The organism is Dehalogenimonas etheniformans (assembly GCF_014672715.2).
Lineage (GTDB): Bacteria > Chloroflexota > Dehalococcoidia > Dehalococcoidales > Dehalococcoidaceae > Dehalogenimonas > Dehalogenimonas etheniformans.
In genome coordinates, this window is record NZ_CP058566.2 from 1,499,398 (window position 1) to 1,521,741 (window position 22,344).

Here is a 22,344-nt window from a genome sequence, read left to right on the forward strand (position 1 = left end):
GGGAAGATGAATTGGAAACAAAAGGAATATGCCATTATCGGCGAGGATTTGACGCTCGGATCCCGGGACGGGATAAAAATTAAAGCGTTTTGGGGGTCTTGAGGGCAAACCAGAAAATTACACCATATACCAACACGGCAGCAAAGAGTACCGGATTGTAGATGCCGCTCATATTCACAGTAAAACTATCTATGAAAGCAATAAGCGTAATGACGGTAAATATCGCGCCCGCGACGATATTTATCGTCCTGTTGTTATTGCCTTTAAGCACAAAAGATAGGAGGGCGAACAGGAGAGCCACCAAAGAATAGCCGATCAGGTCGCCTGCGCGAACCAGGGCAAGGTTATTGTAGTTCTCCGCGGTCTCGACAGTGGCCAACGCGGCATAAAGCAGAACAGCCAAAATCCCCACAATCCACAGTATCGTAGTACGGAGGTACCGTCTGTTGAGTTTTTCCATTGGAAATACCCCCTGCGGATAATTTCGAGAAAATTATTGGCCGGGCCAACACTCATGTCAATAAGTTCAAGCGAAATATTTTTGGGATTATTTCCGATTAGCTCCAATATTGTCACAATGGTATAATCTTTTTCATTCTCAAAATCCGACATTGGAGAAAACCATCGAAATTATCCCCGCGATAGACATCCGAGGCGGCCGCTGCGTCCGGTTGGTGCAGGGGGATTATTCCCGCGAAACAGTCTATTCCGACAATCCGGTCGACATGGCCCTCAAGTGGCAGTCGATGGGCGCCCCCCGCCTCCACATCGTCGACCTTGACGGTGCGGCCTCGGGGGAGATGATTAACCTCAGCGTCATCAGCCAGATCGCCCAGGCCGCCCAGGTCCCGGTGCAGCTCGGCGGCGGTATCCGGGACATCGGGCATATCAAGAAACTTCTTTCAGCAGGAATCGACCGGGTCATACTGGGAACAGCGGCCGTCGAAAACCCGGCATTGGTCCAGGAGGCCTGCGGCAAGTACGCCGAATCCATCATCGTCAGCCTGGATGCCAGAAACGGCAAGATGGCGGTCAAAGGCTGGAAAGAGGAGACCGATTTGCCGGTGTTGGCATTCGCCCGGCAGATGATGGGACTGGGCGTACGGCGTTTCGTTTTCACCGATATTTCTCGCGACGGGATGCTGACCGAACCCAATTTCACAGCTTTGTTCGACCTCATGCAAGCTATAAAAGCACCGGTGATCGCTTCAGGCGGCATTGCTTCGATCAGCCATCTCCAGATACTGAAACTAGTCGGAGCCGAAGGGGCGATACTGGGCAAGTCCATCTATTCGGGGGCTATCGACCTGAGACAAGCCCTGAAAACAATCGATAAATCCTGATTTCCAATTTCCAATATCTAAATAATTTCAAATCTCAAAGTACCAAAATCCAAAACATCGAAAAAAAGGAGAAGGAAGGTTCATGGCAGTCAAGGACAAGGGATTAAAACTGGATGACAAAGGGCTGGTCGCGGCCATCGTGCAGGACGTCAAGACCGGCCAGGTATTGATGCTGGGTTACATGAACAAGGAATCGGCCAAACTGACCCTGGAGACCGGCAGCGTCTGGTTCTACAGCCGATCGCGCCAGGAACTCTGGAACAAAGGCGCCACCTCCGGCAACAAGCTTATCGTCAAGGAAGTTTGGTTGGACTGCGACAACGATGCCATCCTGGTTAAGGCCGAGCCAGTGGGTCCCACCTGCCACACCGGCGAGACCAGTTGTTTCTTCGAGCCACTCACCATGGAATACGTTGCCGCAACTAAGGAATAGAAACATTCAGTTAAACAAACGACCCCGCCACAATTTTTTGGCGGGGTCGTTTTAATTTATTCGACGAATCAGCTAAGTCAGCGGCTCGGCGTCCGTCACCGGCTCAGTTTCAACGGGAATCTCGACCGTCACCGGGGCCGGGTACAATTCGGCTTCCATTTCCGGATGATCAATAACGATCGCTTTCTTTAACGCGGCAATGCCGACTTCGAGCTGGGCTAATTCCGGAACGCGTGTGCTCAACCCTTGCAGCCACAAGCCTGGGCGGGTGAGTCCTTTTACCAGGGCGTTATCGCCGTGACCGGCGGCGTAACGGGTGAATTCGTAGGAAATCCCGGCGATAACCGGCAAAAGCAGAATCCGTGACAGGATCATCATCCACAAAACCGGTTTGCCGATAAGGGAGAAGACGAATATAGCGATGACCATGACCGCCAGCAGGAAACTGGTGCCGCAACGGGTATGAGCGGTAGAAAATTCGCGAACAGTTAACGGTTCAAGTTTTACGCCGTGCTCAAAGGCATTGATACTCTGGTGTTCCGCGCCGTGATAGGCGAACATCCGCTTGATATCAGCCATCCCGCCGACCAGCTTCAAATAGCCGATAAACAGGGCCATGCGGATGAAGCCTTCAACCAGGTTGAACAGGACTGCTGATTCCAGCCAGCGGTTGAAGATGCTGGTGACCAATAGCGGGGTCAGAACGAAGATGGCGATCGAGGCGGCAAGGGAAAAGCCGACGAAACCCCAGAGAAGCCAAGGCGACACTTTCTCGGTTTCTTCCTCCTGAATCGCCACTTCGGCCGAGTGCATCAGCGTCTGCATGCCGAGGAACATCGCCTCGAGGAGAACGATGACGCCGCGGATGAAAGGTATCTGCCGGAGTTTGCCGGTGTAGATGCTGGGCAGCGGTTGTGCCTCAACGAGGATATCCCCTTGTGGCCGCCTGACGGCCGTAACCAGCGATTTCTGTCCGCGTATCATCACCCCTTCGATGATCGCCTGGCCGCCGTAATAAAATTTCTGTGCCATCGTTGAATCTTACTCCAATAATTCGCCGGGTAACAAAAAAGGAGCGGTGTTCAGCCGCCCCTTTTGTATCGGTTGCTAGTGTTTATTTGTCCTTGAGGCCGTAGCGCTGCTTGAAGCGGTCGACGCGCCCTGCCGTGTCCACCATGCGCTTTTCGCCGGTGTAGAACGGGTGGCACTTGTTGCAAAGCTCAACTTTGATCGTGGGGGTGGTCGAACCCAGGAGGAAAGTGTTGCCGCAGGAACAGGTCACCTTGGCTTCGGGGAAATATTTGGGATGCAGTTTTTCTTTCATAATCGTTAGACCGACTTTACAGTGGCCATCCTCCTGCTGTTAGCCGTCGGTTTGAACTCCACCACTCCGTCTGCCAGGGCAAACAGGGTGTGGTCTCTGCCGATGCCGACATTTTCGCCCGCTTTGATGGGGGTGCCGCGCTGCCGCACGATGATGGTCCCGGCCAGGACTTTTTCGCCGGAATAGCGCTTGACGCCCAGCATCTTAGGCTTGGAATCTCGTCCGTTACGGCTTGAACCGCCGCCTTTCTTATGAGCCATTTGATCTAATCTCCTAAATTATTTGGGGGCTACGATACTTTCGATCTTTAGCCGGGTGAACACTGCGCGACCGCCAGTGCGGGTGTGAGCGCGGGTCTTGGCTTTGAACCGGAGTCCGCGTACCTTCTCGCCCAAGCCGGTACCTTCAGCCTTGGCGACGACCTTGGCGCCTTCGACGACTGGTTTGCCGGCTATATTGTTCGTACCGTCGGAAAAGAACAGCACCCGGTCGAGTTCGATCGTGGCGCCGTCTTCAACGTTCAAATGATCAACATCGAGAGATTGTCCCTCGGTTACCTTATATTGCTTGCCGCCAGATTCAACTATCGCGTAAATTGTCACACCTCCAGATAAAAACAACTTGCCATTATACCAATCTGCACGACCTCGCGCAAGTGGTGGGGGTCATTTTACCCCTCCCCCACCCCCATGCTACACTTCCCGCCATGACCTGCATCGCCAAAGAAGAACTCCTGCGCCTCATCGAAAACAAACCGTCGTTAATAACCGATTACCTGTGCTTGCAGGATCAGGTGCAACCTAACGGAATCGACCTGACCCTGAAAGAAGTCTTCAACATCGATGGACCCGGCGTCATCCCTGTCGACAACGCTCAACGCAAACTATCGAGTCTTTCGCCGTTGCCCTTTGATGGTAAAGATCGAATCCACCTTAAACCGGGTGATTACCTCATCACCTACAACGAGGTCGTCAGCCTGCCCAAGGACGTCATGGCGCTGGGTAGGACGCGTTCCAGCCTGCTTCGATGCGGCGCCGCCATCCACACTGCCGTCTGGGATGCGGGCTATTCAGGTCGATCGCAGTCCCTGGTCGTGGTTTACAACAAGGACGGCATCATCTTGGAAAAGAATGCCCGCCTTCTGCAATTGGTGTTTTTCCGGCTTGGCTCGGAGACTGAAGGCTATAGTGGCATCTACCAGAACGAAAATATTCGTTAGCCGCTTAGTAGAGGTTTGATCTCTCCGTCTTCCTCAAAACCCGCGGCACGGCGGGCTAAATCCACCCTTCAACCTCTCCCCCTTTTGCACCAGTCTTCGCATTGCTGAGCCAGCGCTTCTTCGAGGTAGGCGAACCCGCATTCGCCGCAGATGAAATAGTTCTTCCCGTTCTGCTTAATTTCTTTCATGATGCCTATTTATGCAGCGCCCAGATCCAACTGACCGAATTCGAGCGGTATTCAGCTTTCAACCTGCCGTTGGAGAATGTACCGGTCATCGGATATGATGCCCTGTCGTTGGTGTGGGTTTCCCAATGGCGGATTAGAGGTTGCCGAAATGCTATTCTTCGCAGGTTTAATTGTCAACAACTCAGGGTGTAACATAATGTGAAAAAAGGCCTCGGCATAACCCGGTCGCAGGGTTTATAATTCCCGCGAGTTAGTTCAATTTATTGGAGGATTGCACAAATGATGAAAACTCCAGATTTGGTTATCATGCACAATACAGTGACCCTGGACGGTGCATTCACGGGTTTTGATGTGAATATGGGTCTCCATTATGAAATAGCAGGCAAGTATAAAACTCAAGCCACTTTAATTGGCTCAGACACGATTGCAAGCGGAATCGAAACATACGGCGGCGTTCCTGAGGAAAAAGAACTGGACTTTGTTAAGCCGAGCCGGAACCAAGATTTACCGTATTGGATAGTAGTCGACACCCATGGCAAAACGAAAGGCATGCTTCATGCCTGCAGGTCGTTCGAATTTTGCAGAGATATCATCGTCCTGGTATCCGAAAAAACGGGTGAAGATTTTATTCGATATCTCGAGGCTAGGGATTACGATTATCTGGTTTGCGGAAAAGATCATGTAGATTTCAAAACCGCATTTGAAATGCTTGCTTCCAAATACACTCTCAGGAGCTTTTTGGTTGACTCGGGGCCGACATTGAACAGCGTGCTTATCGCTCAAGGATGGCTGGATGAGATCAGCCTGATTATTTCGCCGGCTCTGGTAGCGGGAAGTTCCCAACGTTTTCTAAACCAGCTAAATAAGACAAACCAAACGATTCCCTTGAAGCTCCTCCAATGTGAACAAATAGGAGATGGACTCGTACTCCTCAGATACCAGGTTTTGAAACAGCGTTCCTGATTGAACTCGGTAACCCTTGTATCCTTCGCCCGTGACTGGCTGTCGGCGTATAATAACCCCATGAAATACGATTTCGATCGCCTAATCGACCGTACTGGGACCAACTGTGTCAAATGGGACATGCGCCGCGAGGTTTTCGGTACGGATGACCTCATCCCGATGTGGGTGGCAGACATGGATTTCGCCGTCGCCGAACCAATCACCGCCGCCCTCCGTAAACGCACCGCGCACCCTATCTATGGCTACACCTCTCCCAGCCCCTCCCTCATCGAGGCGGTGGTTGATCGTCTGCGACGCAAATACAATTGGAAAGTCAATCCGGAGTGGGTGGTCTTCACCCCCGGCGTTATCCCGGCCATCGCCGCTGCTCTTAAAGCTCTAATTCATCCGGGCGATTCTGTAGTCATCAACGATCCGATCTATCACCCCTTCTGGGCATTGGTAGCCGGCGCCGGGTGCCGCGTTGCTGCCAGCCCGATGAAGTTTGAGGGCGGTAGGTATGAGATGGATTTTGGCGACTTAAAACGCCTCTTCTCCACCCCCCACCCCGGTTTCATGGCTCCTCCGCAGCCCAAAGCAAAGATCCTTTGTAACCCCCACAACCCGGTTGGCAGGGTCTACACGCCGGATGAACAGAGAAAGATCGGCGAGATTGCTATCGATTCGGGGGCGATTGTTATTTCAGATGAAGTTCACTGCGAGCTTCTCTTCGACGGCACAAAGCACACGCCTTTTGCTACGCTTTCCGAGGAATTCGCTCAGAACTCTATCACCTGCATGTCGGCATCCAAGACCTTCAACCTTGCCGGACTTGCCGCCTCGGTCATCATTATCCCAAACGCCCACCTCCGCGCCGATTTCCAAACCGCCCGTGCCGGAATCATGCCTCAACCTGATTCGATGGCGCTTGCCGCGCTGGAAGCTGCCTTCCGCGACGGCGACGAATGGTTGCAACAGCTTTTAGCCTATCTTCAGGGTAACCTTGATTTCCTGGTGGATTTCTTCGAGAAGAGGATCCCAAAAATCAAGGTGGTGCGCCCGCAGGGTACATATCTGGTTTGGCTGGACTGCCGCGGTCTTGGATTGGATTCTAAGGCGCTGCGTAATTTTTTTATCCATCAAGCGAGGGTTGGATTAGATGAAGGTTGTCGGTTTGGACCGCATGGCGAGGGATTCATGAGAATGAATATTGCTTGTCCAAGGAGTACGTTGGAGGAAGCATTAACAAGGATCGAAAAAGCGGTCAACGGGCAGGTACAAAGCCTTTAGACTATCACGCTCAATGCCCCGGGTAGCAGGGAGAACCTGAACGCCCCCTCCCCGATGATCTCCCCATCCGCTTGAAGCAAAAGTCTTTCGATTGAGGAAAGATCGACTTTGGAAGCGCGTTCCACCTTGACCTTGGGGTGGGTAATGTGGGTGCCCTTGTAGACTCTTGGGAATGCCTGTACCAGTTCGAACTTCCCGATATCGCCGATGGTCAGTACTTCAAAGAGTTGGTCGCCCAGTTCCGCGGCCGGGGCAACTTTCATGCCTCCGCCAAAATACTTCCCGTTCGCCACGATAACCGAGAGCACTTTCTTGTGTCTCTCATCGGTTTCGTCGAGTTTTATGTTGATGCGTTTGTTCCGGTAAGCCACCAGGGTCTTGAAAACACCCACCACATACGAAACAGGTCCCCGAAAAATCCTGGGTAAGTTACGGCGTGTCTCGGTGGCCTCGGCGTCAAAGCCCACACCTGCGGCGTTTACAAAATAGCGGCGCCCGGCCGTTCCGTTAATGCCCCATTCGATGACGCCGACATCCACCTTAATCCTTTTATCGGACAAAAGATGGTGGCAGGCGCGATCGGGGTCGCGGGGAATGCCCAGCGAGCGGACGAAATCAGAACCGGTGCCGGTATTCACCACGCCAAGGGCGACGTTGTGCCCCGGGACAGCTAAAAGACCGTTGACAACCTCGTTTATGGTGCCGTCGCCGCCGACCGCCACAATATAGTTGTAGTGACCCTTGGCGGCTTCCCTGGCGAGTTCGATGGCGTGGCCGATTCTCTCGGTGAAGACGACGTCGTACTTGATGCCGAGTTTTTCAAGCTGACGCTTTATATGCGGCCAGTGCTTCGCGGAGGCGCCGCAGCCCGCGGCGGGATTGACGATTACCTTGGCGATAACCTTGTTGGGCAAGAACCGGCTCCTTTTTTGACTTTACTATTCTACCATGTTATGTCTATGAGGAGAGCCCCGTTTTAATTCAAGTGACGCTCCTGACATTATGACAATTAGTCCGTTACTACTATCGAACAAGCCTTTTCGGGGCTGTGGTATAGTAATTTAAAATCCGTCGCATAGTCCCGAGAGGCCGATGCAAAGATCAGACTCGCTAAAAGAAAAAGAGAATAAGCTCGCCGGTCTCTTTGACGAATATTACGACCGCATCGCCCGCTATGCCTACGCCCGCATCGGCGACCAGCGGGAAGGCGAAGACATCGCCTCGGAAGTATTCGTCAAGGCTCTGAAATCCCTGGACTCCTTCGAGGAGCGGGGTCTACCGATGGGGGCCTGGTTGTTCAAGATCGCTCACAACTTAGTAGTGGACTACCATCGTAAGAACAGCCAGTTGAAAAAGATTGACTTGGAAAAAGTGGAGATAGAATCCGGCAGCGACCCGGTGATTGACACCGAGAGAAAAATCCAGGTGGAATTGGTGCAACTAGCGATGCAGGACTTGACCGAAGATCAACGGGAGATTATCCAAATGAGGTTCTTCGGCGGATTATCCTCGGCGGAGGTCGGAAAAATGCTCGGCAAGAGCGACGGCGCGGTCCGTGAAGCCCAGTCCGCGGCGCTTAAAAAACTCAGGATCAAGTTGAATTAGATGAACAAAGATATGAAACCAATGGATTTGAATACGGTCCTGGACATTTGCGTCGACCGGGTTGTGCGCGGCGGAACTATTGAATCATGCCTGGCCGACTATCCTGAATACTCCGATGAGCTGAAACCTGCTCTCGAGGCGGCAGCGGGGATCTCATGCGTTTCCTATTTCAAGGTTTCCGACCAGTCCCGGCGGGAGGCTCGAAAACGGCTGTTTGACGCCATCGAAAAGCGGCATAAACCGTCATTCTGGGCGCAATTCGCCGCAAAGGCTCCGGCTTGGGGCACTGTAGTCAGCGTTTTCCTCATCGTTGCGATTGGGTTGGTGGGTTTAAACTCCGCCGCTACCGGGTCTATCCCGACTGTGGTAGCTACTGTTCCTCAGCCCGGCATCAGCAACTTCCGCTTCCTGGTCAGCGACGCGCCGAATGACATCGCCGATTTCAGCAGTCTAGTGGTCACGGTGGACCACGTGGCTATGCTTAAAAAGAGCGGCGGCGACGCTCTGGTCACCTTCACCCCGGAAGTGAAGCAGTTCGACCTGGTCAAACTGCCCGGCGACCTTACCCAGCAGCTTTGGCAAGGCAATGTCCCCGAAGGTCAATACACAAGAATCGAGCTTTATGTCAATGAAATAGTGGGTACGTTGAAAGACGGTCAAGCCGCCGAGGTAAAATTACCCAGCGACAAACTCCAGATTTCCATTCCGTTCGTCGTCGGCGGTGATACGCTGACTGCTTTCACCTTCGATATCACGGCTAACAAAACGGGGGAGGGCTCCGGCAAATACATCCTTAATCCGCAAGCCGGCGATAGTGGCGCGGTCTACGAGCCAAAGAAATAACTGCCAGAGCTTTTCGTTTCCCCTAAGACTACCCCCACCAGTGGCCGGTGAGCACCCTGAATGCCGCGCCGATGATAAATAGGATCAAGAATATCCAGAAAAGTACGATCGCCAGCCCTGTGATTGCCGCTGCGATGCCGCCGAATCCAAAAATTGCGGCGATAATCGCCAAAATAAACAGTAACACTACGAGTCCCATTTTTAATCTCCCTCCATCCTATTTCTTTTCCACGGGGGTTTCGCAGAACTCTTTGAGTTGTTCTTCGCTCATGCTCCGGGCTATTTTCGCTCCCTGCCTGCTGTAGCTGGCTGGTGTTTTCCCCCTCTTAATAGACTCGGCGATACACATGACCTTTTGCTGTCTTTTTGACGTGCTGGGCATTCAACCATCACCTCCTCATGGGTTTCTATCCTACATTTAAGCCGATATATTTCGACATGGTAATTCGTAAATCTACTTGTCCTGGGAGAAATCTATGCCTATTTTATCGAGAGTTTACTACGTAACGTCGGAAGCATTCGGGCTTATCTCACAAAAGCCTGGTACGATAGTAATGTAGGTTAGGCCTGACAAATTTCGTCTTATCCCGTTCTTATATTTGTAATCACCTGAAAAGGAGAACGGAAAAATGAAACCACGCTTTTTGGCAAAACTGGCAGCCTTGATCGCCATCTCGGCGGTCGTACTCACCGGCTGCGCTCAACTCGGCATACCGAATCCCGGAGGCTCAGATCAGACCACCGGCGCCACCACAGGCCGCCTGGAAGTCCGGGTCACCGACGCGCCGCCTGAAAAGAAAGTGACTGCGGTAAACGTAACCGTCGCCTCGGTAGAGATCAACAAGAGCGGCGGAGAGAACGGCGAAAACGGCTGGCAATCGCTTGCATTAACCGGCGCCACCACCTTCGACCTTTTAAAGGTCCAGGGTCTGGAACAACTCTTGGCCGTTAAAGATCTGGCTCCCGGTACCTATAATCAGATCCGCATGGAAGTCACCAAAGTTGCCGTTTCACATGAAGGCGAACAGCAGCCAGTAGAAGCAAAACTACCCTCTGGAAAACTTAAATTCATCAAAGGTTTTGAAATCGCCGCCGGCAAGACTACCGTCCTTTTATTCGACTTCGATGCCGCCAAATCCATCCATACCGCCGGTAATTCCGGCCAGGTAATCTTCCAGCCGGTAATCAAGATCAACGCCACCTTCGCCCCCGGCGCCCTGGGCATCACCACCGCATCCCTGCCCAACGGTATGGTCGGTGTTCCTTATACTGCCACTCTGGCCGCCATGGGCGGGCAGACCCCATATACCTGGAGCATCACTGGAACCTTGCCGGCCGGTTTAACCCTTGATCCTGCAACCGGCGTCATTTCGGGTACTCCAACAACTGCCGGCGATGTCACTTTCACTGCTAAGGTTGAAGACAGCTTCGCTGTAAAGAAGACAGCTGAAAAATCCTTCACCGTCAGCATTGCCGCTGCCGACGCTGTCCAGATCGTGAACACCAGTTTGCCTGACGGTACTGCCGGCAGCGCTTACACCGCCACTTTGACCGCGCTGGGCGGCACCGCACCGTTGACCTGGGCGGTCACCGTCGGTACTCTGCCCGCTGGTTTAAGCCTGGCTCCGGCAACCGGAGTCATCTCCGGTACGCCTACGGGTGTTGGTGACACCACTATCACTGTAACCGTTACCGATTCGACGACTCCCGCCCCTGCCAAGACTGACTCGCAGGTCCTGACCATCCATGTCGCCGCGGCTCCGGCTCTCCAGATCACTACGACCACTCTGGCTAACGCCACGCTGAACACGCCGTACACCGCCACCGTCGCCGCAACCGGCGGAGTTGCCCCGTTAACCTTCGCGGTAACTGCAGGAACGCTTCCTGTCGGATTAGTCCTCAATACAAATACCGGAGTCATCTCCGGTACACCGACAGCTGCCGGTGATTCTTCCTTCACGGTAACCGTGACTGACGGCGCTACCCCAACCCACCTGACTGCTGCCCAGGCGCTTACCATTCACGTCGCCTAAACTGCGGTTATTGTCTTCGGGATAGAAAGAGGGAGCTTCTGGGCTCCCTCTTTCGTTTGATCACAACCACAAAAACCAGCCATTAGGCCAGTTTCAAAACCCGGCTTACGGGGATTATCCTCGCAAGTTCTATCGTAGTATATTATCGATGAAGTTTCTTGACACTCAGGTTAGACCGCTATAGTATTTCGGTGATTGGCGAAATACCGAAAAATAGAATGAGAGGTGGCAATGGAACAGATCTGGGCTCCCTGGCGAATGCAGCTCATTGAGGGACCGAAAAAAGACGGCTGCATTTTTTGCGACCTGCCGGGTGAAGGCGAGGACAGGAAAAATCTCGTGCTGCATCGCGGAAAACAAGCCTTCGTCATAATGAATGCGTTCCCCTACACCGCCGGTCATCTCATGGTCGCGCCCTTCCGTCACGTCGCCCGGCTGGCCGACCTGACCCCCGGCGAGAAAGCCGAACTTATGGATCTCGTCGCCAAGTGCGAGACAGTTTTAAGCGACGCAATGCGGCCGGAAGGGTTCAACGTCGGCTTCAACCTGGGCAGGGCGGCCGGCGCCGGAGTAGACAAGCACCTCCATTGCCACATCGTTCCGCGCTGGGTCGGCGATACCAACTTCATGCCGGTGCTTGGCGAAACTCGCGTCATCAATGAGGCTTTGGATAAAACCTACGAAAAATTGAAGGAGTATTTCAAATGAACGATCTGGGAACCGCCCTGCTTCTGGCCATTCCGATCCTGATCATCGAGATCATCCTCATCGTTATCTCGTTGGTCGACCTCTCCAAGAGGAAGAAAGTCCAATTCGACAACAAAATCATCTGGGTTGTTATCATCGTTTTCTTAAATCTGATCGGCCCGATCTTGTACCTCGCCTGGGGCCGGCACGCGGAAGACAAGGAGATTGGCAATGGCTCCGGCGATAAAGACTGAAGGCCTGACCAAGCGCTTCGGCGACGTCGTAGCCGTCGATAAGCTCGACCTCTCCATCGACGAGCGGGCGGTCTTCGGCTTCCTCGGCCCTAACGGTGCCGGTAAGACGACCACCGTCAAAATGCTGACCGGCCTTTCGGCGCCGACCGAAGGCAAGGCTTACATCTGCGGTCAGGAAGTCACCCAGGGCTCGGTCGAGGTCCGCAAGAACTTCGGCTTTCTGCCCGATGTCCCTGCCTTCTACGATTGGATGACCGGCGAGGAATACCTGCGCTTCGCCGGCGAGCTTTACGGTATGACCTATCCGGGCATCAACAAGCGCGCCGCTGAACTGCTCGAGCTGGTCGAACTCAAAAAAGCATCGAAGCGCAAGGTCGGTGGTTATTCCCGCGGCATGAAGCAGCGCCTCGGCATCGCCCAGGCTATGCTTAATCACCCGAGGGTCCTCTTTCTCGACGAGCCGACATCGGCGCTCGACCCCATCGGCCGGCGTGACGTGCTGGACCTCATCGGCAGGCTCAAAGAGGAAGCCACCGTCTTCATGTCCACCCATATCCTGTCCGACGTCGAGAGGGTCTGCGATGGCGTCGCCATCATTGATAAAGGCAAGTTGCTGGTTACTTCGACAGTGGAGGAGTTGAGGCATAAATACTCGCGCTCGACGTTCGAGATCGAGTTCGATGAGGACGGCCAGGCTTTTGCCGATTCCCTTCAATCGAAGCCGTGGTTCGTCAAGTCCGAAAAGGAGAATGTCAACGGCAACCCCACCCTGCGGATAACCGCCCGCGACATCGGCTTAGCCCGTAAAGAACTGCCCCACTTAATCGCCGGGAGCGGCCTGACGCTGGTGCGGTACGAGTTGGTGCAACCCAGTCTTGAGGACATCTTCGTCGAGGTGGTGAACGGCAAATGAACGGTTTTAAGACGCTTCTGTTTAAAGAATTGAAGGAGCAATTCCGCACCTACCGGCTGCTCATCGTCAGCGGCGTGTTCCTGTTCTTTGGCTTGAGCACACCTCTCATGCTGAAATACCTGCCCGAGATCATTAAGCTTTCGGGTCAGGATATCACCGGTATCCCGCTTCCTGCGCCGACCGCGCTGGAATCCTTGACCGAATATTCGGGGACGGCTTTGCAGATCGGTCTCCTGGTGGTAGTTCTGATCGCCATGGGTGCCATCGCCGGTGAACGGAGCCGCGGCACCGCGGTGATGACCCTTTCAAAACCGGTTGGTATCGGCGCCTTCGTCACCGCTAAATTGGTGGCCATCAGTTCGACCTTCATCGCCGGACTGACGCTCGGCGCTATCGGCGCATACGGCTATACCGTGATCCTTCTCGGCGATGCCAACCTGGGCGGGTTTATCGGCCAGACCCTGCTGCTCGCCGTTTTCATGGTCTTCTGTGTCGCCACCACCCTGGTTTTTTCGGCGATATTCCGCAATTCCCTGGCGGCAGGCGGCATCTCCATCGCCGTCCTGATCACGGGCGCCGCCATCACCCAGATACCGTGGGTCGGTCGGGTTATTCCCAACTCTCTGACCAGTTGGGGCAACCACCTGGTAGCCGGACAGAGCGGCGGGACGGAATGGTTGGCGCTGGCGGTAACTGTGGCTCTCATCGGGCTTGGAGCCTATCTTGCCACCGCGATCTTGAGGAGGAAGGAAATCTAGGCTTCCTCCACAAAAATAACATATTCGGTTTTGCACCGTTTCAAGCGATGCCCGCAATTGTGGGTCTGATGCTTTTGTCGACCCTGTTTTCAGTCACGTCCTGCAACTCGGGGACAACTGGAGCCCAGGGACCGGCCGGTCCCGCCGGCGCCGCCGGGTTGAGCGTGTCTTCGGCTTCAGTTAATACCAGCGGTCACCTTATTCTCACCATGTCGAACGGTCAGATCATCGATGCCGGCAGCGTGATCGGTCCTCAGGGCATCTCGACCGGGTCAGCCGGCGATTCTTTCGCCAGCGTCATCGCCCAGGTAGAGCCCAAGATCGTGCGTATCGACTGCACCGTTCAGGGCGGACTGGATTCAGGTTCCGGCACCATCATTGACGCCCGCGGCTACATCCTGACCAATGCTCATGTAGTCTCCGGGGCAACAGCCATCAAAGTGACTTTGATGGACGGGACGATTCTTCAGGCGACCACCATTGCCGCCGATACCGCAAAAGACATGGCTATCATCAAGCTGACCACCACCCGCACCGATTTCCCCGTGATGACCCTCGGTTCCATGTCGGATTTCGCGGTCGGAGATGAAGTCGTCGCCGGCGGCTTCCCGCTTGGCACCCAACTCCCCGGCCCGGCCACTTTCAGCCAGGGCATGGTTTCAGCGATGAGAACTTATGATAGCGCCAACTGGATCCAGATCGACGTGCCCATCAACCCCGGTAACAGCGGCGGCTGCCTGTTCACCCAGTCCGGCAGGATGATCGGAATCCCCAGCGCCGGGATCGACCCGGGCCAGGACTTTGAGATGATCAACCTGGCTATCCCGATCAACCTGATTACCGCCTACATTTCCGCAAACGTTCCCAAGTAGAGTTTTATCCGCCGATAAGAAAGGAGGACTTCAAGATGAAGCCCTCTTTTCTTTACCCGCGATTCTCTATATTCTCATCGGATCTTTTCGTTCCGTTCGTGGTGAGCTTAGCCTGCCCTGAGTTTATCGAAGGGAACCCTGAGCGGAACGCAGCTTTTGGGATCCAACCCGATAAGCACGTTTTTTATAATTCGAAACTTTGGCCATAAGCCGGAACGGTAACCTGCCAACCGGTGCTGGCTTTGAGCGCCTCCGCAAAAGATTTCGCGGAATCCTCCTCGCTGTGGGCGATAAAAACGTTCCGCGGAGTCTTGCCCAATTTCGTTACCCATTCCAGGAGTTCGGAGCGTCCGGCATGTGCTGAGAGGCCTTGTAGCTGTTCGATCCGAGCTTTGACTTCGTATTCCTGCCCCAGTATGCGAACTGGATTTACTCCGTCGGTTATTACCCTGCCCAACGTGCCTCTCGACTGATAACCGACGAACAGGATGGTGCACTCCGGGCGAGAGATGTTGTTCACCAGGTGGTGTTTGATGCGGCCGCCCGTCGCCATGCCGGATCCAGCGATGATAATGCAGGGTTTGGGATCATGGTTGATAGCTTTCGAGTCCTCCACCGACCCCGTCAGCTTCAGCCCCGGGAATCCAAACGGCGCGCTTTCACCCACCTCCCCTCCCAGCAACTCCGGGTGTTTGGAGAATATCGCCGTAAGTTCGATCGCCATCGGGCTGTCGACATAGACCGTCAATTTCGGGATTTTTCCGTCAGTCAGCAGATTTTTGATGTAAAACAGCAGTTCCTGGGTCCGTTCGAGCGCAAAAGCCGGGATGACCACGTTGCCGCCCTTTTTCACCGTGTCGTTGATCACTGAGGCCAGCGACTCTTCGACTTCCCCTACCGGCGGGTGTTCCCGGTCGCCGTAGGTGGCTTCCATCACTAGGTAGTCCGGGGCCGGTGGCGGCGGCGGCGCGGGTAGAAGCGGACTGACCGGCCGTCCGATGTCCCCGGAGAACAAGATGCTGCGCCCCTGCCCGCCGTACTGGCACTCGAGGTAGACCATCGCCGATCCCAGCACATGTCCGGCATCTTGAAGGGTGGCTTTCACCCCATCGAATTCGATGGTCTGGCCGTATTCCGCAGTCTGGAAAAGTGGAAAGGTATTATGGGCATCCTCGACGGTGTAGAGCGGCACCTCGGGGAATAGCCCCCGGCGTCCTTCGCGCTCGTGACGCCGTTTTTTAAATTCAGCGTCCTCTTCCTGTATACGGGCGGAATCAAGCAGCATCACTTCAGCCATTTCGAGGGTCGCGCCCGTGCCGTAGACCTTGCCCCGGAACCCGTCACGGACCAGTTTCGGCAGTAGTCCGCAGTGGTCCAGGTGAGCGTGGGTCAGGATGACCGCCTCTATCTCGGAGGGTTTGAGAGGTGAGGGGTCCCAGTTGCGAGAACGGAATTCGCGCTCCTGGTACAAACCGCAGTCAACCAGGAGTTGGATTTTAACGCCTTCAAACAGATATCGTGAACCGGTGACGTTGCCCGCTGCGCCGAGGAAAGTTAGTTTAGGCATATCTATACGATAGCCCAAACCTGAGCTTCGGGCAATTTGTCATTGGATCTTCGATGAATGCCTATCGAAGGAGCGTGTCGTCGTCCGCGGGTACTTCCGCCCCGCCGTCCTCAGTGTCCTGTCCCAGGGCTTCCTTGACCTCATCGGCAAGCCTGGCTGCTCGGGGATAACCTATGTGGAGCTTGCGTTGCAGGAAAGAAGCAGAGATATTGCCTGATTCTTGGGCCAGTTGCATCGCCGTGTCGAACAAACTGTCGCGCGGCTGGGTGCCGCCGAGGATGCCGGGCGTCTGGGCTGTCGCCAGTTCCTCCACCTTGAGCATCGGAGAGTTGGCCTCCGGGTGCTGTCCGTTCCAGAAATAGACCATCCGCTCCGTTTCCTGGTCGGAGACGTAACAACCCTGGAGGCGCTTTGGTTTGGCGGCATCGGTCGGCATGTAGAGCATGTCACCCCGCCCCAGCAGTTTTTCAGCCCCAACAGAGTCAAGGATAGTTCGAGAGTCCACCTGTGAGGTTACGGCAAAGCTGATACGGGTGGGGAAGTTGGCTTTAATCAAGCCGGTGATAACATCCACCGAAGGCCGCTGGGTGGCCACCACCAGGTGAATGCCCACGGCGCGGGCCATCTGCGCCAGGCGGCACAGCAGGTGCTCAACGTCGTCGAAGCCGGCCATCATTAGGTCGGCCAGTTCGTCGATAACCAGCACCAGGTAAGGCATCTTTTCGATGCCGGGCTTCTTGTTATACGCGTCGATGTTGCGCGCCGTCACCTCGGCCATCTGCTTGTAACGCCGATCCATTTCGCCCGCCAGCCATTTCAAGGCGCCGATAGCTTTGTCCACATCAACGATAACCGGCGCCGCCAGGTGCGGCATTGAGTTATAAGGTGTCAGTTCGACCCGCTTCGGGTCGACCATGATGAAACGGACATCGTTAGGCGTGTTGTTCATCAGCAGGCAGCAGATTAGCGCATTGAGACATACCGTCTTGCCGGAGCCGGTAGCGCCGGCGATAAGCAGGTGAGGCATCTTCGCTAGGTCGCCGACCACTGCTTCCCCGCCCGCCCCTTTGCCCAGGGCCACCGCCAGGGGCGCTTTGGCTTTGAGCTTTTGGAAGGCCGTTGTCTCGATGACGGACCTCATGCTGACGCTGCCCAGCATCGTGTTGGGCACCTCGATACCCACCAGCGATTTGCCGGGAATTGGCGCCTCGATGCGGATGGAAGGGGCTGCCAGCGCCAGTGCCAGGTCATTTGAAAGTGATGAAATCCGGTCAACCTTAACCCGGGTCCGCCCCGTCTCCACCTGCTTGGTTACCGGGTTGCCGTCCTTGTCTTTTTCCTTGACCTCTTTGACCCTCCGGTCCCAGCCCGGTTCGACGCCGAATTGGGTGACCGTGGGACCGGCGTTGATCTGCACCACCGCCGCCTCTACGCCGTAGCTGCCCAGCGCTTCCTCGATCATGCGGGCGCGTTCCTGGTTGTCGGCCTCGCCGTATTCGATCTCAGGGGTGTAGTCGAGAATTTCAACCGGCGGCAAACGCCAGCCGTCGGCGGTGAGCAGCGTCGCTGTTTCGCCGTACTTTTTCCAGACGTCCTGCGACACCTGCTTCAAATCGCGGGGTTCTTTGGCGTCTTTGTCTGTTTTGGCCGCCGCTTCCTTTTCAACAGAGGGTTTTTCCTCAGCCTGGACCATCGTCGAGGCGGGGACGGCAGTTTCGGCGGCTGGCTTCCGTTCGAGAACAGGGCGATCGCCTATCATTGATTGCCTGAGCGGCGGCCGATTGCCATTGAGGCCCGGTTGATAAGTCCCTTCTGCGCCCGGCCGCTCTTTGTCAACTCTGAACGGTCGGGTGATCCCCCCGAACAGCCACTTGGTGACGGCCCATCCCGCCGCCGGGATTATCAGCACTAGAGCCAGGATGAACAACCCGGTGACGCGGAGAAAGCCGCCGAACCCGGTATCCGAATTGATAATCGAGTTGCCTACCACCCCTCCCGTCCCCATGATCCCCAGCAGCCCCCACACCGCCCCTACGAGGACGATGGCTCCCAGCCACCGGTACCAGTAGATGAACGTCGTTTTCCGCGCAAATTCAAGAACGGCTTCCCGCTTGAAAACAGCGACGGCTACGGTGATGCCCAGGACTAAAAGGATCAAACCGAAGCCGAAGACCGCCCCGATGGTCTGCCACTGCGAAATAATAAGGGCGATGATCCCCAGGCCGATGACGACTTTGATGATCGTCCCGGCAGCATCGGATGTTTTGGATGATGAAGCTCGGGACGGTCTGGATTTTGACTTGCCACCCATCCCTCCCCGGCTGTTGATGTTGAGTTTACTTTTTTTCTTAATTGACATAACCGGCCTTCGCGCCACAGTTTAACAGGCATTTTTATCGAAGTAAAGAGTACTATTTACCATTAAAACGCCCCAGCCAGGATGTTTGTCAGCAGTCGAAAACCGACCAGCATATGGCATTTCGTAACCGCTCGTCTTCCAACACCAGATCGCTAATCGATACAGGTAGCCGATCGCGCTGCCAGCGGCACTCAAGACGACCGGCAAGCTCTGCTCTACCTTCAGGAGCGGCAGCCCTGGCGGCTTTGATTGCATACGCCGCAGCGCCGAGTTCATGCGCAGCCACGTGCGCCGTCACGGCCGCCTGGCCGGCGGCGTATGCCGCCCACCTCGCCGCACCTTTCAGATTCCTGGCCGCCCCCATCGCGTGTCCCCCCGCCGCCCGGGCTTCTGTCATGGTTATTTCGCCTCCCGCCCAGGCTCTGGCTTGCTCAATCGCCTGGCGCGGCCGGAAATCCGAAGGTCTTTCGGCCTCAAAGAAGTGCAAAACATGCTCGGCGCAATTTGCAGCCCATAGGGCGAGGAGATAATGATCAGAATCCGTGAGCGTCCCACCGCGACGGACGGTGATAAAGCGGGGATCTCGATCTTTGGGGAGGATCATTTGAAGTTACAAATCAGCGCTTTGTGTTTCCGGACGGCCTGCCGGATTTGAATAATGTGTACCCAATCTGGATCATCGCTAGGCCGCCAATAGCCAACACAAATCTGCTGACCGTATTCTCAATGACAGAAGAGAGATAGGACGCCTGAACAACAATGCTCGCCAGCAAAATCGCCCCGGCTATTCCGATGATGACGCCAAAAACCATTTTCATGTGGCACCTCTGAAACCGGCAAATCCGGAGTACCAAATAATATCAGAATTACTGTTTCGATATCTCTACGGGTAACCCAAAAAACCTTCCGTAGTCTTTTACGACCTTTTGGACTGCCTCTGCGTTTTGTTCACTGAGCTTGTCAAAGGGAGATAATTCAACCTTTATCCCCTTACGATCAATTGACCGTTTCCACGTTCCTGCAACCTTTCCATCGACGATGATGAGAGATGTCAGCAACGCATTGCCGACAGGGAGTTTTCGCTTATATTTTTCATCGATGAGATCGCTTCGGTCAGCATAACTTATGAAATACTCGTCATAAACCGACAATAAAAAAACATCTGCCACGTCTGTTTGGCGATATTTCTGTTCGGGAGAAAACAAATATATTTTGTCGCCCATTTTCACGCTTTCAAATTTGGAGCGGATCATGTCCACTCCATTTGTTGCTTCTTTTACCGACAAACCTGACCACCAGGCAAAATCTTTGATTTGGGCAGGACCGTGGCTTGTAAAATATTTTTCTGTGAGCCTTGCCAGAGATTCATCTCTGGTCATTGTCCTTGCTTGAGGAACCCGTTTGTCCAGTAGAGCGTACGTTAACTCTTTCCCTCGTCTTGGACCGCTGGTAATGATGCAATCGATTTCCGCATTGGCAACAATATGTCCCAATCGTTGCACGTCAGTCTCGATCCCTTCACGATTGAGAATTGTTTTAATCTCTTGTCGAGTTAGATAAGTATGCTCAACAAGCGCTTGAGTGATAATGTTATTCGTTTGTTTGAATACGGCCTCAGTTAACCCGAGTTTATTCGCGTAATATTTTGTGACTCTTTTTATCCTCGGTGAAGTGAGCTCAAGGAACCCTCGAATATCTTCCGGCGAAACAAAATGCCACGTCGGCCGTAACACGTGGGTCCTGAGGATCTTTCCTTCGTTGAGTGCCCGCTCGATTGTTTCGTCGTGTGCATTTTCGAGGCGGAGTCCCACAGACCATTTAGCCCCAGCATAATCCTGCGATTGTACTGCTCCGAAGTACGCCACCACGTCTTCAGGGTTGGCAAACTTTTTACCTACCAACCGCTGATTTGAAAGGCGTAATGCTAGAAGGTCCACTTAGAAATTATACGATTAAAATCCTGATAAGGCGATGAACTGAAGAGCCGTGCCGGGAAATCCGGCCACGATCTTTTCATTGTCCAATCCTGGAATTCGGCCGCTTGGTCGGTTTTCGGATTTCGATACTCGTGATTCGTGTTTACACGGTCACTAGCACCGGCAGCACCATCGGCCTCCGGCGAGTCCGATCGTAGTAGAACTTGGACAATACATCGCGTACCCTTGTGTTAATTACCGCCGAGTCCGAAATCCGTTGCTTTTCTTCCGCGAACATGCGGCTGACGATATCCTTGCTCTCGTCGAGGAGTGCCCTCCCCGCCTCCGGGTCCACGAAGCCCCTCGAGACGATATCCGGCCTCACCGCCATCTGTCCTGTAGCGGCATCGAGCGTGATGATGGCAACGACGATGCCGTCCTGAGACAACATCTTACGGTTGCGCAGGACAACACCATTGATGTCCCCCACCGACACCCCGTCGACATAGACGTTCGACGACGGGACGCGGCCGGTAACCCTGCCGCCGTTGGATGAGAGTTCGAGGATATCACCGTCCTCCAGAATGAAGATGTTCTCCGGATCCACCCCCATCCCCTCCGCCAGTTGGGCATGGAGCTTTAGATGTCTGTATTCGCCGTGCACCGGCACAAAATACTGCGGACGGATGAGGCTTTGGAGCAGCTTCAACTCCTCCTGGGAAGCGTGGCCGTGGACGTGGACCTTGGCGATGCGGTCGTAATAGACCATGGCGCCCTGCTTGAACAGACTATCGATGGTCTTCGAAACGACTGATTCGTTTCCCGGAATCGGCGAGGCGGAAATGATGACAGTATCTCCGTGTTTGATCTGCACCTCGCGGTGCTCGCGGTTGGCGATGCGGACAAGGGCTGATGTCGGTTCGCCCTGGGAGCCGGTGGTGACCATGGCGATGCGGTTCGGCGGCAGCCTGTGCATCTCGGATAGCTCGCCGATGAGCCCGTCTGGGGCCCTGAGGTAGCCCATCTTGAGCGCCATCTTGACGATATCATTCATGCCGCGCCCGGCGATGAACACCTTTCGGTTGTACAAAACCGCCGCGTCCATCACCTGTTGGATGCGGGACACCAGGGAGGCGAAGGTCGTCACCAGCACCCTGCCCTTGGCGGCGCCCATGATCGTCGAGATCGTCTCGCCGACCACCTTCTCTGAAGGCGTATATCCCGGCAGTTCGACATGGGTGGAGTCGGCCATGAGCAGCAAAACGCCCTCGGCACCGATCTGGCCTAGCCGCCCCAGGTCGGTCGGCCGGCAATCCACCGGGGTGTAGTCCAGCTTGAAATCGCCGGAGTGGACGATCGTCCCTACCGGAGTCCTGATAACCAGCCCGGCCGAATCCGGTATGGAGTGGCACATGGAGATGAATTCGATATTGAACGGCCCCAGGTCGATTCTCTCACCCGGTTTGACGGCGTGGATCTTGGCGTTGTGGACGTGTGATTCCTTGAGTTTGACCTGGATCAGGCCTTGGGGCAGTGGAGCGCAGTAGATTGGGACGTTGAGCTGGGGCAGGATGTAAGGTAGAGCCCCGATATGGTCTTCGTGGCCGTGAGTTATGACGATGCCGAGGATTCTATCTTTGCGTTCCTGCAGATAGCTGATGTCCGGGATAACAAGGTCGATTCCCGGCATGTCTTCTTCCGGGAACATCAGGCCGCAGTCGATGATGATAATGTCGTCGTCGTATTCGACGACCATCATGTTCTTGCCGATCTCGCCGAGTCCTCCAAGCGGCACGAT

28 protein-coding genes are annotated in these 22,344 nt (G+C 54.7%); 14 read left to right on the top strand and 14 right to left on the bottom strand.

The window, feature by feature from the left end; all coding sequences use genetic code 11:
• Positions 1-79 precede the first annotated feature (79 nt).
• Positions 80-460, bottom strand: coding sequence for a hypothetical protein (locus HX448_RS07405; protein WP_102331634.1), 381 nt, complete (start codon positions 458-460; stop codon positions 80-82).
• A gap of 151 nt (positions 461-611) precedes the next feature.
• Here HX448_RS07405 and hisA point away from each other — a divergent pair, with 151 nt between their 5' ends.
• Together hisA and hisI are read left to right on the top strand one after the other, a co-directional pair.
• Complete coding sequence (gene hisA, locus HX448_RS07410; RefSeq protein ID WP_226846707.1) at positions 612-1,343, top strand: 1-(5-phosphoribosyl)-5-[(5-phosphoribosylamino)methylideneamino]imidazole-4-carboxamide isomerase; 732 nt, start codon at positions 612-614, stop codon at positions 1,341-1,343.
• 82 nt (positions 1,344-1,425) lie between these two features.
• The gene (gene hisI / locus HX448_RS07415; RefSeq protein ID WP_102331635.1) at positions 1,426-1,776 is read left to right on the top strand and encodes a phosphoribosyl-AMP cyclohydrolase; all 351 of its coding nucleotides are present in this window, start codon (positions 1,426-1,428) and stop codon (positions 1,774-1,776) included.
• Positions 1,777-1,848: 72 nt separating this feature from the next.
• On the opposite strand, the gene HX448_RS07420 is transcribed toward hisI, so the two are convergent.
• The 4 genes from HX448_RS07420 to rplU form a co-directional block, all read right to left on the bottom strand.
• The gene (locus HX448_RS07420) at positions 1,849-2,808 is read right to left on the bottom strand and encodes a DUF1385 domain-containing protein (RefSeq protein WP_102331636.1); all 960 of its coding nucleotides are present in this window, start codon (positions 2,806-2,808) and stop codon (positions 1,849-1,851) included.
• Between the two features lie 82 nt (positions 2,809-2,890).
• Positions 2,891-3,100: a 50S ribosomal protein L31 gene (gene rpmE / locus HX448_RS07425; RefSeq protein WP_102331637.1), complete on the bottom strand. Its 210-nt coding sequence runs from the start codon at positions 3,098-3,100 to the stop codon at positions 2,891-2,893.
• Positions 3,101-3,105: 5 nt separating this feature from the next.
• Entirely contained in the window at positions 3,106-3,360 is a 255-nt protein-coding gene (rpmA, locus tag HX448_RS07430) for a 50S ribosomal protein L27 (protein ID WP_102331638.1), read from the bottom strand.
• Between the two features lie 18 nt (positions 3,361-3,378).
• Positions 3,379-3,702, bottom strand: a complete 324-nt coding sequence (rplU, locus tag HX448_RS07435; RefSeq protein ID WP_226846709.1) for a 50S ribosomal protein L21 — start codon at positions 3,700-3,702, stop codon at positions 3,379-3,381.
• Between the two features lie 104 nt (positions 3,703-3,806).
• Here rplU and HX448_RS07440 point away from each other — a divergent pair, with 104 nt between their 5' ends.
• The 4 genes from HX448_RS07440 (at position 3,807) to HX448_RS07450 (ending at position 6,739) form a co-directional block, all read left to right on the top strand.
• Entirely contained in the window at positions 3,807-4,319 is a 513-nt protein-coding gene (locus HX448_RS07440) for a deoxyuridine 5'-triphosphate nucleotidohydrolase (RefSeq protein WP_102331639.1), read from the top strand.
• A gap of 101 nt (positions 4,320-4,420) precedes the next feature.
• Positions 4,421-4,699 carry a hypothetical protein gene (locus HX448_RS10495; RefSeq protein ID WP_162485999.1) on the top strand — a complete coding sequence of 93 codons (279 nt, stop codon included), beginning with the start codon at positions 4,421-4,423 and terminating at the stop codon, positions 4,697-4,699.
• Positions 4,700-4,786: 87 nt separating this feature from the next.
• The gene (locus HX448_RS07445) at positions 4,787-5,470 is read left to right on the top strand and encodes a RibD family protein (RefSeq protein ID WP_102331640.1); all 684 of its coding nucleotides are present in this window, start codon (positions 4,787-4,789) and stop codon (positions 5,468-5,470) included.
• A gap of 60 nt (positions 5,471-5,530) precedes the next feature.
• The gene (locus HX448_RS07450) at positions 5,531-6,739 is read left to right on the top strand and encodes a MalY/PatB family protein (protein ID WP_102331641.1); all 1,209 of its coding nucleotides are present in this window, start codon (positions 5,531-5,533) and stop codon (positions 6,737-6,739) included.
• On the opposite strand, the gene HX448_RS07455 is transcribed toward HX448_RS07450, so the two are convergent.
• Positions 6,736-7,653 carry a diacylglycerol/lipid kinase family protein gene (locus HX448_RS07455; protein WP_102331642.1) on the bottom strand — a complete coding sequence of 306 codons (918 nt, stop codon included), beginning with the start codon at positions 7,651-7,653 and terminating at the stop codon, positions 6,736-6,738. The genes HX448_RS07450 and HX448_RS07455 overlap by 4 nt on opposite strands.
• 178 nt (positions 7,654-7,831) lie before the next feature.
• Here HX448_RS07455 and HX448_RS07460 point away from each other — a divergent pair, with 178 nt between their 5' ends.
• Together HX448_RS07460 and HX448_RS07465 are read left to right on the top strand one after the other, a co-directional pair.
• Positions 7,832-8,344, top strand: a complete 513-nt coding sequence (locus HX448_RS07460; protein WP_102331643.1) for an RNA polymerase sigma factor — start codon at positions 7,832-7,834, stop codon at positions 8,342-8,344.
• Entirely contained in the window at positions 8,345-9,187 is an 843-nt protein-coding gene (locus HX448_RS07465; protein ID WP_102331644.1) for a DUF4382 domain-containing protein, read from the top strand.
• A gap of 28 nt (positions 9,188-9,215) precedes the next feature.
• On the opposite strand, the gene HX448_RS07470 is transcribed toward HX448_RS07465, so the two are convergent.
• Entirely contained in the window at positions 9,216-9,386 is a 171-nt protein-coding gene (locus tag HX448_RS07470; protein WP_102331645.1) for a DUF1328 domain-containing protein, read from the bottom strand.
• 18 nt (positions 9,387-9,404) lie between these two features.
• Entirely contained in the window at positions 9,405-9,569 is a 165-nt protein-coding gene (locus HX448_RS07475) for a DUF3008 family protein (protein WP_102331646.1), read from the bottom strand.
• A 247-nt stretch (positions 9,570-9,816) separates the two neighbouring features.
• Between HX448_RS07475 and HX448_RS07480 the strand changes: the two genes are divergently transcribed.
• The 6 genes from HX448_RS07480 to HX448_RS07505 all read left to right on the top strand — a co-directional run bounded on the left by HX448_RS07480 (position 9,817) and on the right by HX448_RS07505 (position 14,704).
• On the top strand, positions 9,817-11,220 hold the full coding sequence (locus HX448_RS07480; protein ID WP_102331647.1) for a putative Ig domain-containing protein: 1,404 nt from the start codon (positions 9,817-9,819) through the stop codon (positions 11,218-11,220).
• A gap of 231 nt (positions 11,221-11,451) precedes the next feature.
• Complete coding sequence (locus HX448_RS07485) at positions 11,452-11,928, top strand: HIT family protein (protein ID WP_102331648.1); 477 nt, start codon at positions 11,452-11,454, stop codon at positions 11,926-11,928.
• A complete protein-coding gene (locus HX448_RS07490) occupies positions 11,925-12,161 on the top strand; it encodes a PLD nuclease N-terminal domain-containing protein (RefSeq protein ID WP_102331649.1) in 237 nt (78 codons plus the stop codon). The genes HX448_RS07485 and HX448_RS07490 overlap by 4 nt, the downstream gene beginning before the upstream one ends.
• Entirely contained in the window at positions 12,139-13,074 is a 936-nt protein-coding gene (locus tag HX448_RS07495) for an ABC transporter ATP-binding protein (protein WP_102331650.1), read from the top strand. Before HX448_RS07490 ends, HX448_RS07495 begins: the two co-directional genes overlap by 23 nt.
• Positions 13,071-13,832 carry an ABC transporter permease gene (locus HX448_RS07500; RefSeq protein WP_102331651.1) on the top strand — a complete coding sequence of 254 codons (762 nt, stop codon included), beginning with the start codon at positions 13,071-13,073 and terminating at the stop codon, positions 13,830-13,832. Before HX448_RS07495 ends, HX448_RS07500 begins: the two co-directional genes overlap by 4 nt.
• A gap of 47 nt (positions 13,833-13,879) precedes the next feature.
• Complete coding sequence (locus HX448_RS07505; RefSeq protein ID WP_162486000.1) at positions 13,880-14,704, top strand: S1C family serine protease; 825 nt, start codon at positions 13,880-13,882, stop codon at positions 14,702-14,704.
• A gap of 184 nt (positions 14,705-14,888) precedes the next feature.
• Here HX448_RS07505 and HX448_RS07510 read toward each other — a convergent pair whose 3' ends face one another.
• The 6 genes from HX448_RS07510 to HX448_RS07535 form a co-directional block, all read right to left on the bottom strand.
• Positions 14,889-16,271 carry an MBL fold metallo-hydrolase RNA specificity domain-containing protein gene (locus HX448_RS07510; protein ID WP_102331653.1) on the bottom strand — a complete coding sequence of 461 codons (1,383 nt, stop codon included), beginning with the start codon at positions 16,269-16,271 and terminating at the stop codon, positions 14,889-14,891.
• A 61-nt stretch (positions 16,272-16,332) separates the two neighbouring features.
• Positions 16,333-18,630, bottom strand: a complete 2,298-nt coding sequence (locus tag HX448_RS07515; protein WP_102331654.1) for an FtsK/SpoIIIE family DNA translocase — start codon at positions 18,628-18,630, stop codon at positions 16,333-16,335.
• An 88-nt stretch (positions 18,631-18,718) separates the two neighbouring features.
• Positions 18,719-19,234 carry a putative immunity protein gene (locus HX448_RS07520; RefSeq protein ID WP_102331655.1) on the bottom strand — a complete coding sequence of 172 codons (516 nt, stop codon included), beginning with the start codon at positions 19,232-19,234 and terminating at the stop codon, positions 18,719-18,721.
• 13 nt (positions 19,235-19,247) lie between these two features.
• Positions 19,248-19,448, bottom strand: a complete 201-nt coding sequence (locus tag HX448_RS07525; protein WP_102331656.1) for a hypothetical protein — start codon at positions 19,446-19,448, stop codon at positions 19,248-19,250.
• 48 nt (positions 19,449-19,496) lie between these two features.
• Positions 19,497-20,567: a winged helix DNA-binding domain-containing protein gene (locus HX448_RS07530; protein WP_102331657.1), complete on the bottom strand. Its 1,071-nt coding sequence runs from the start codon at positions 20,565-20,567 to the stop codon at positions 19,497-19,499.
• A 142-nt stretch (positions 20,568-20,709) separates the two neighbouring features.
• Entirely contained in the window at positions 20,710-22,341 is a 1,632-nt protein-coding gene (locus HX448_RS07535; RefSeq protein WP_264294061.1) for a ribonuclease J, read from the bottom strand.
• Between the last annotated feature and the right edge of the window lie 3 nt (positions 22,342-22,344).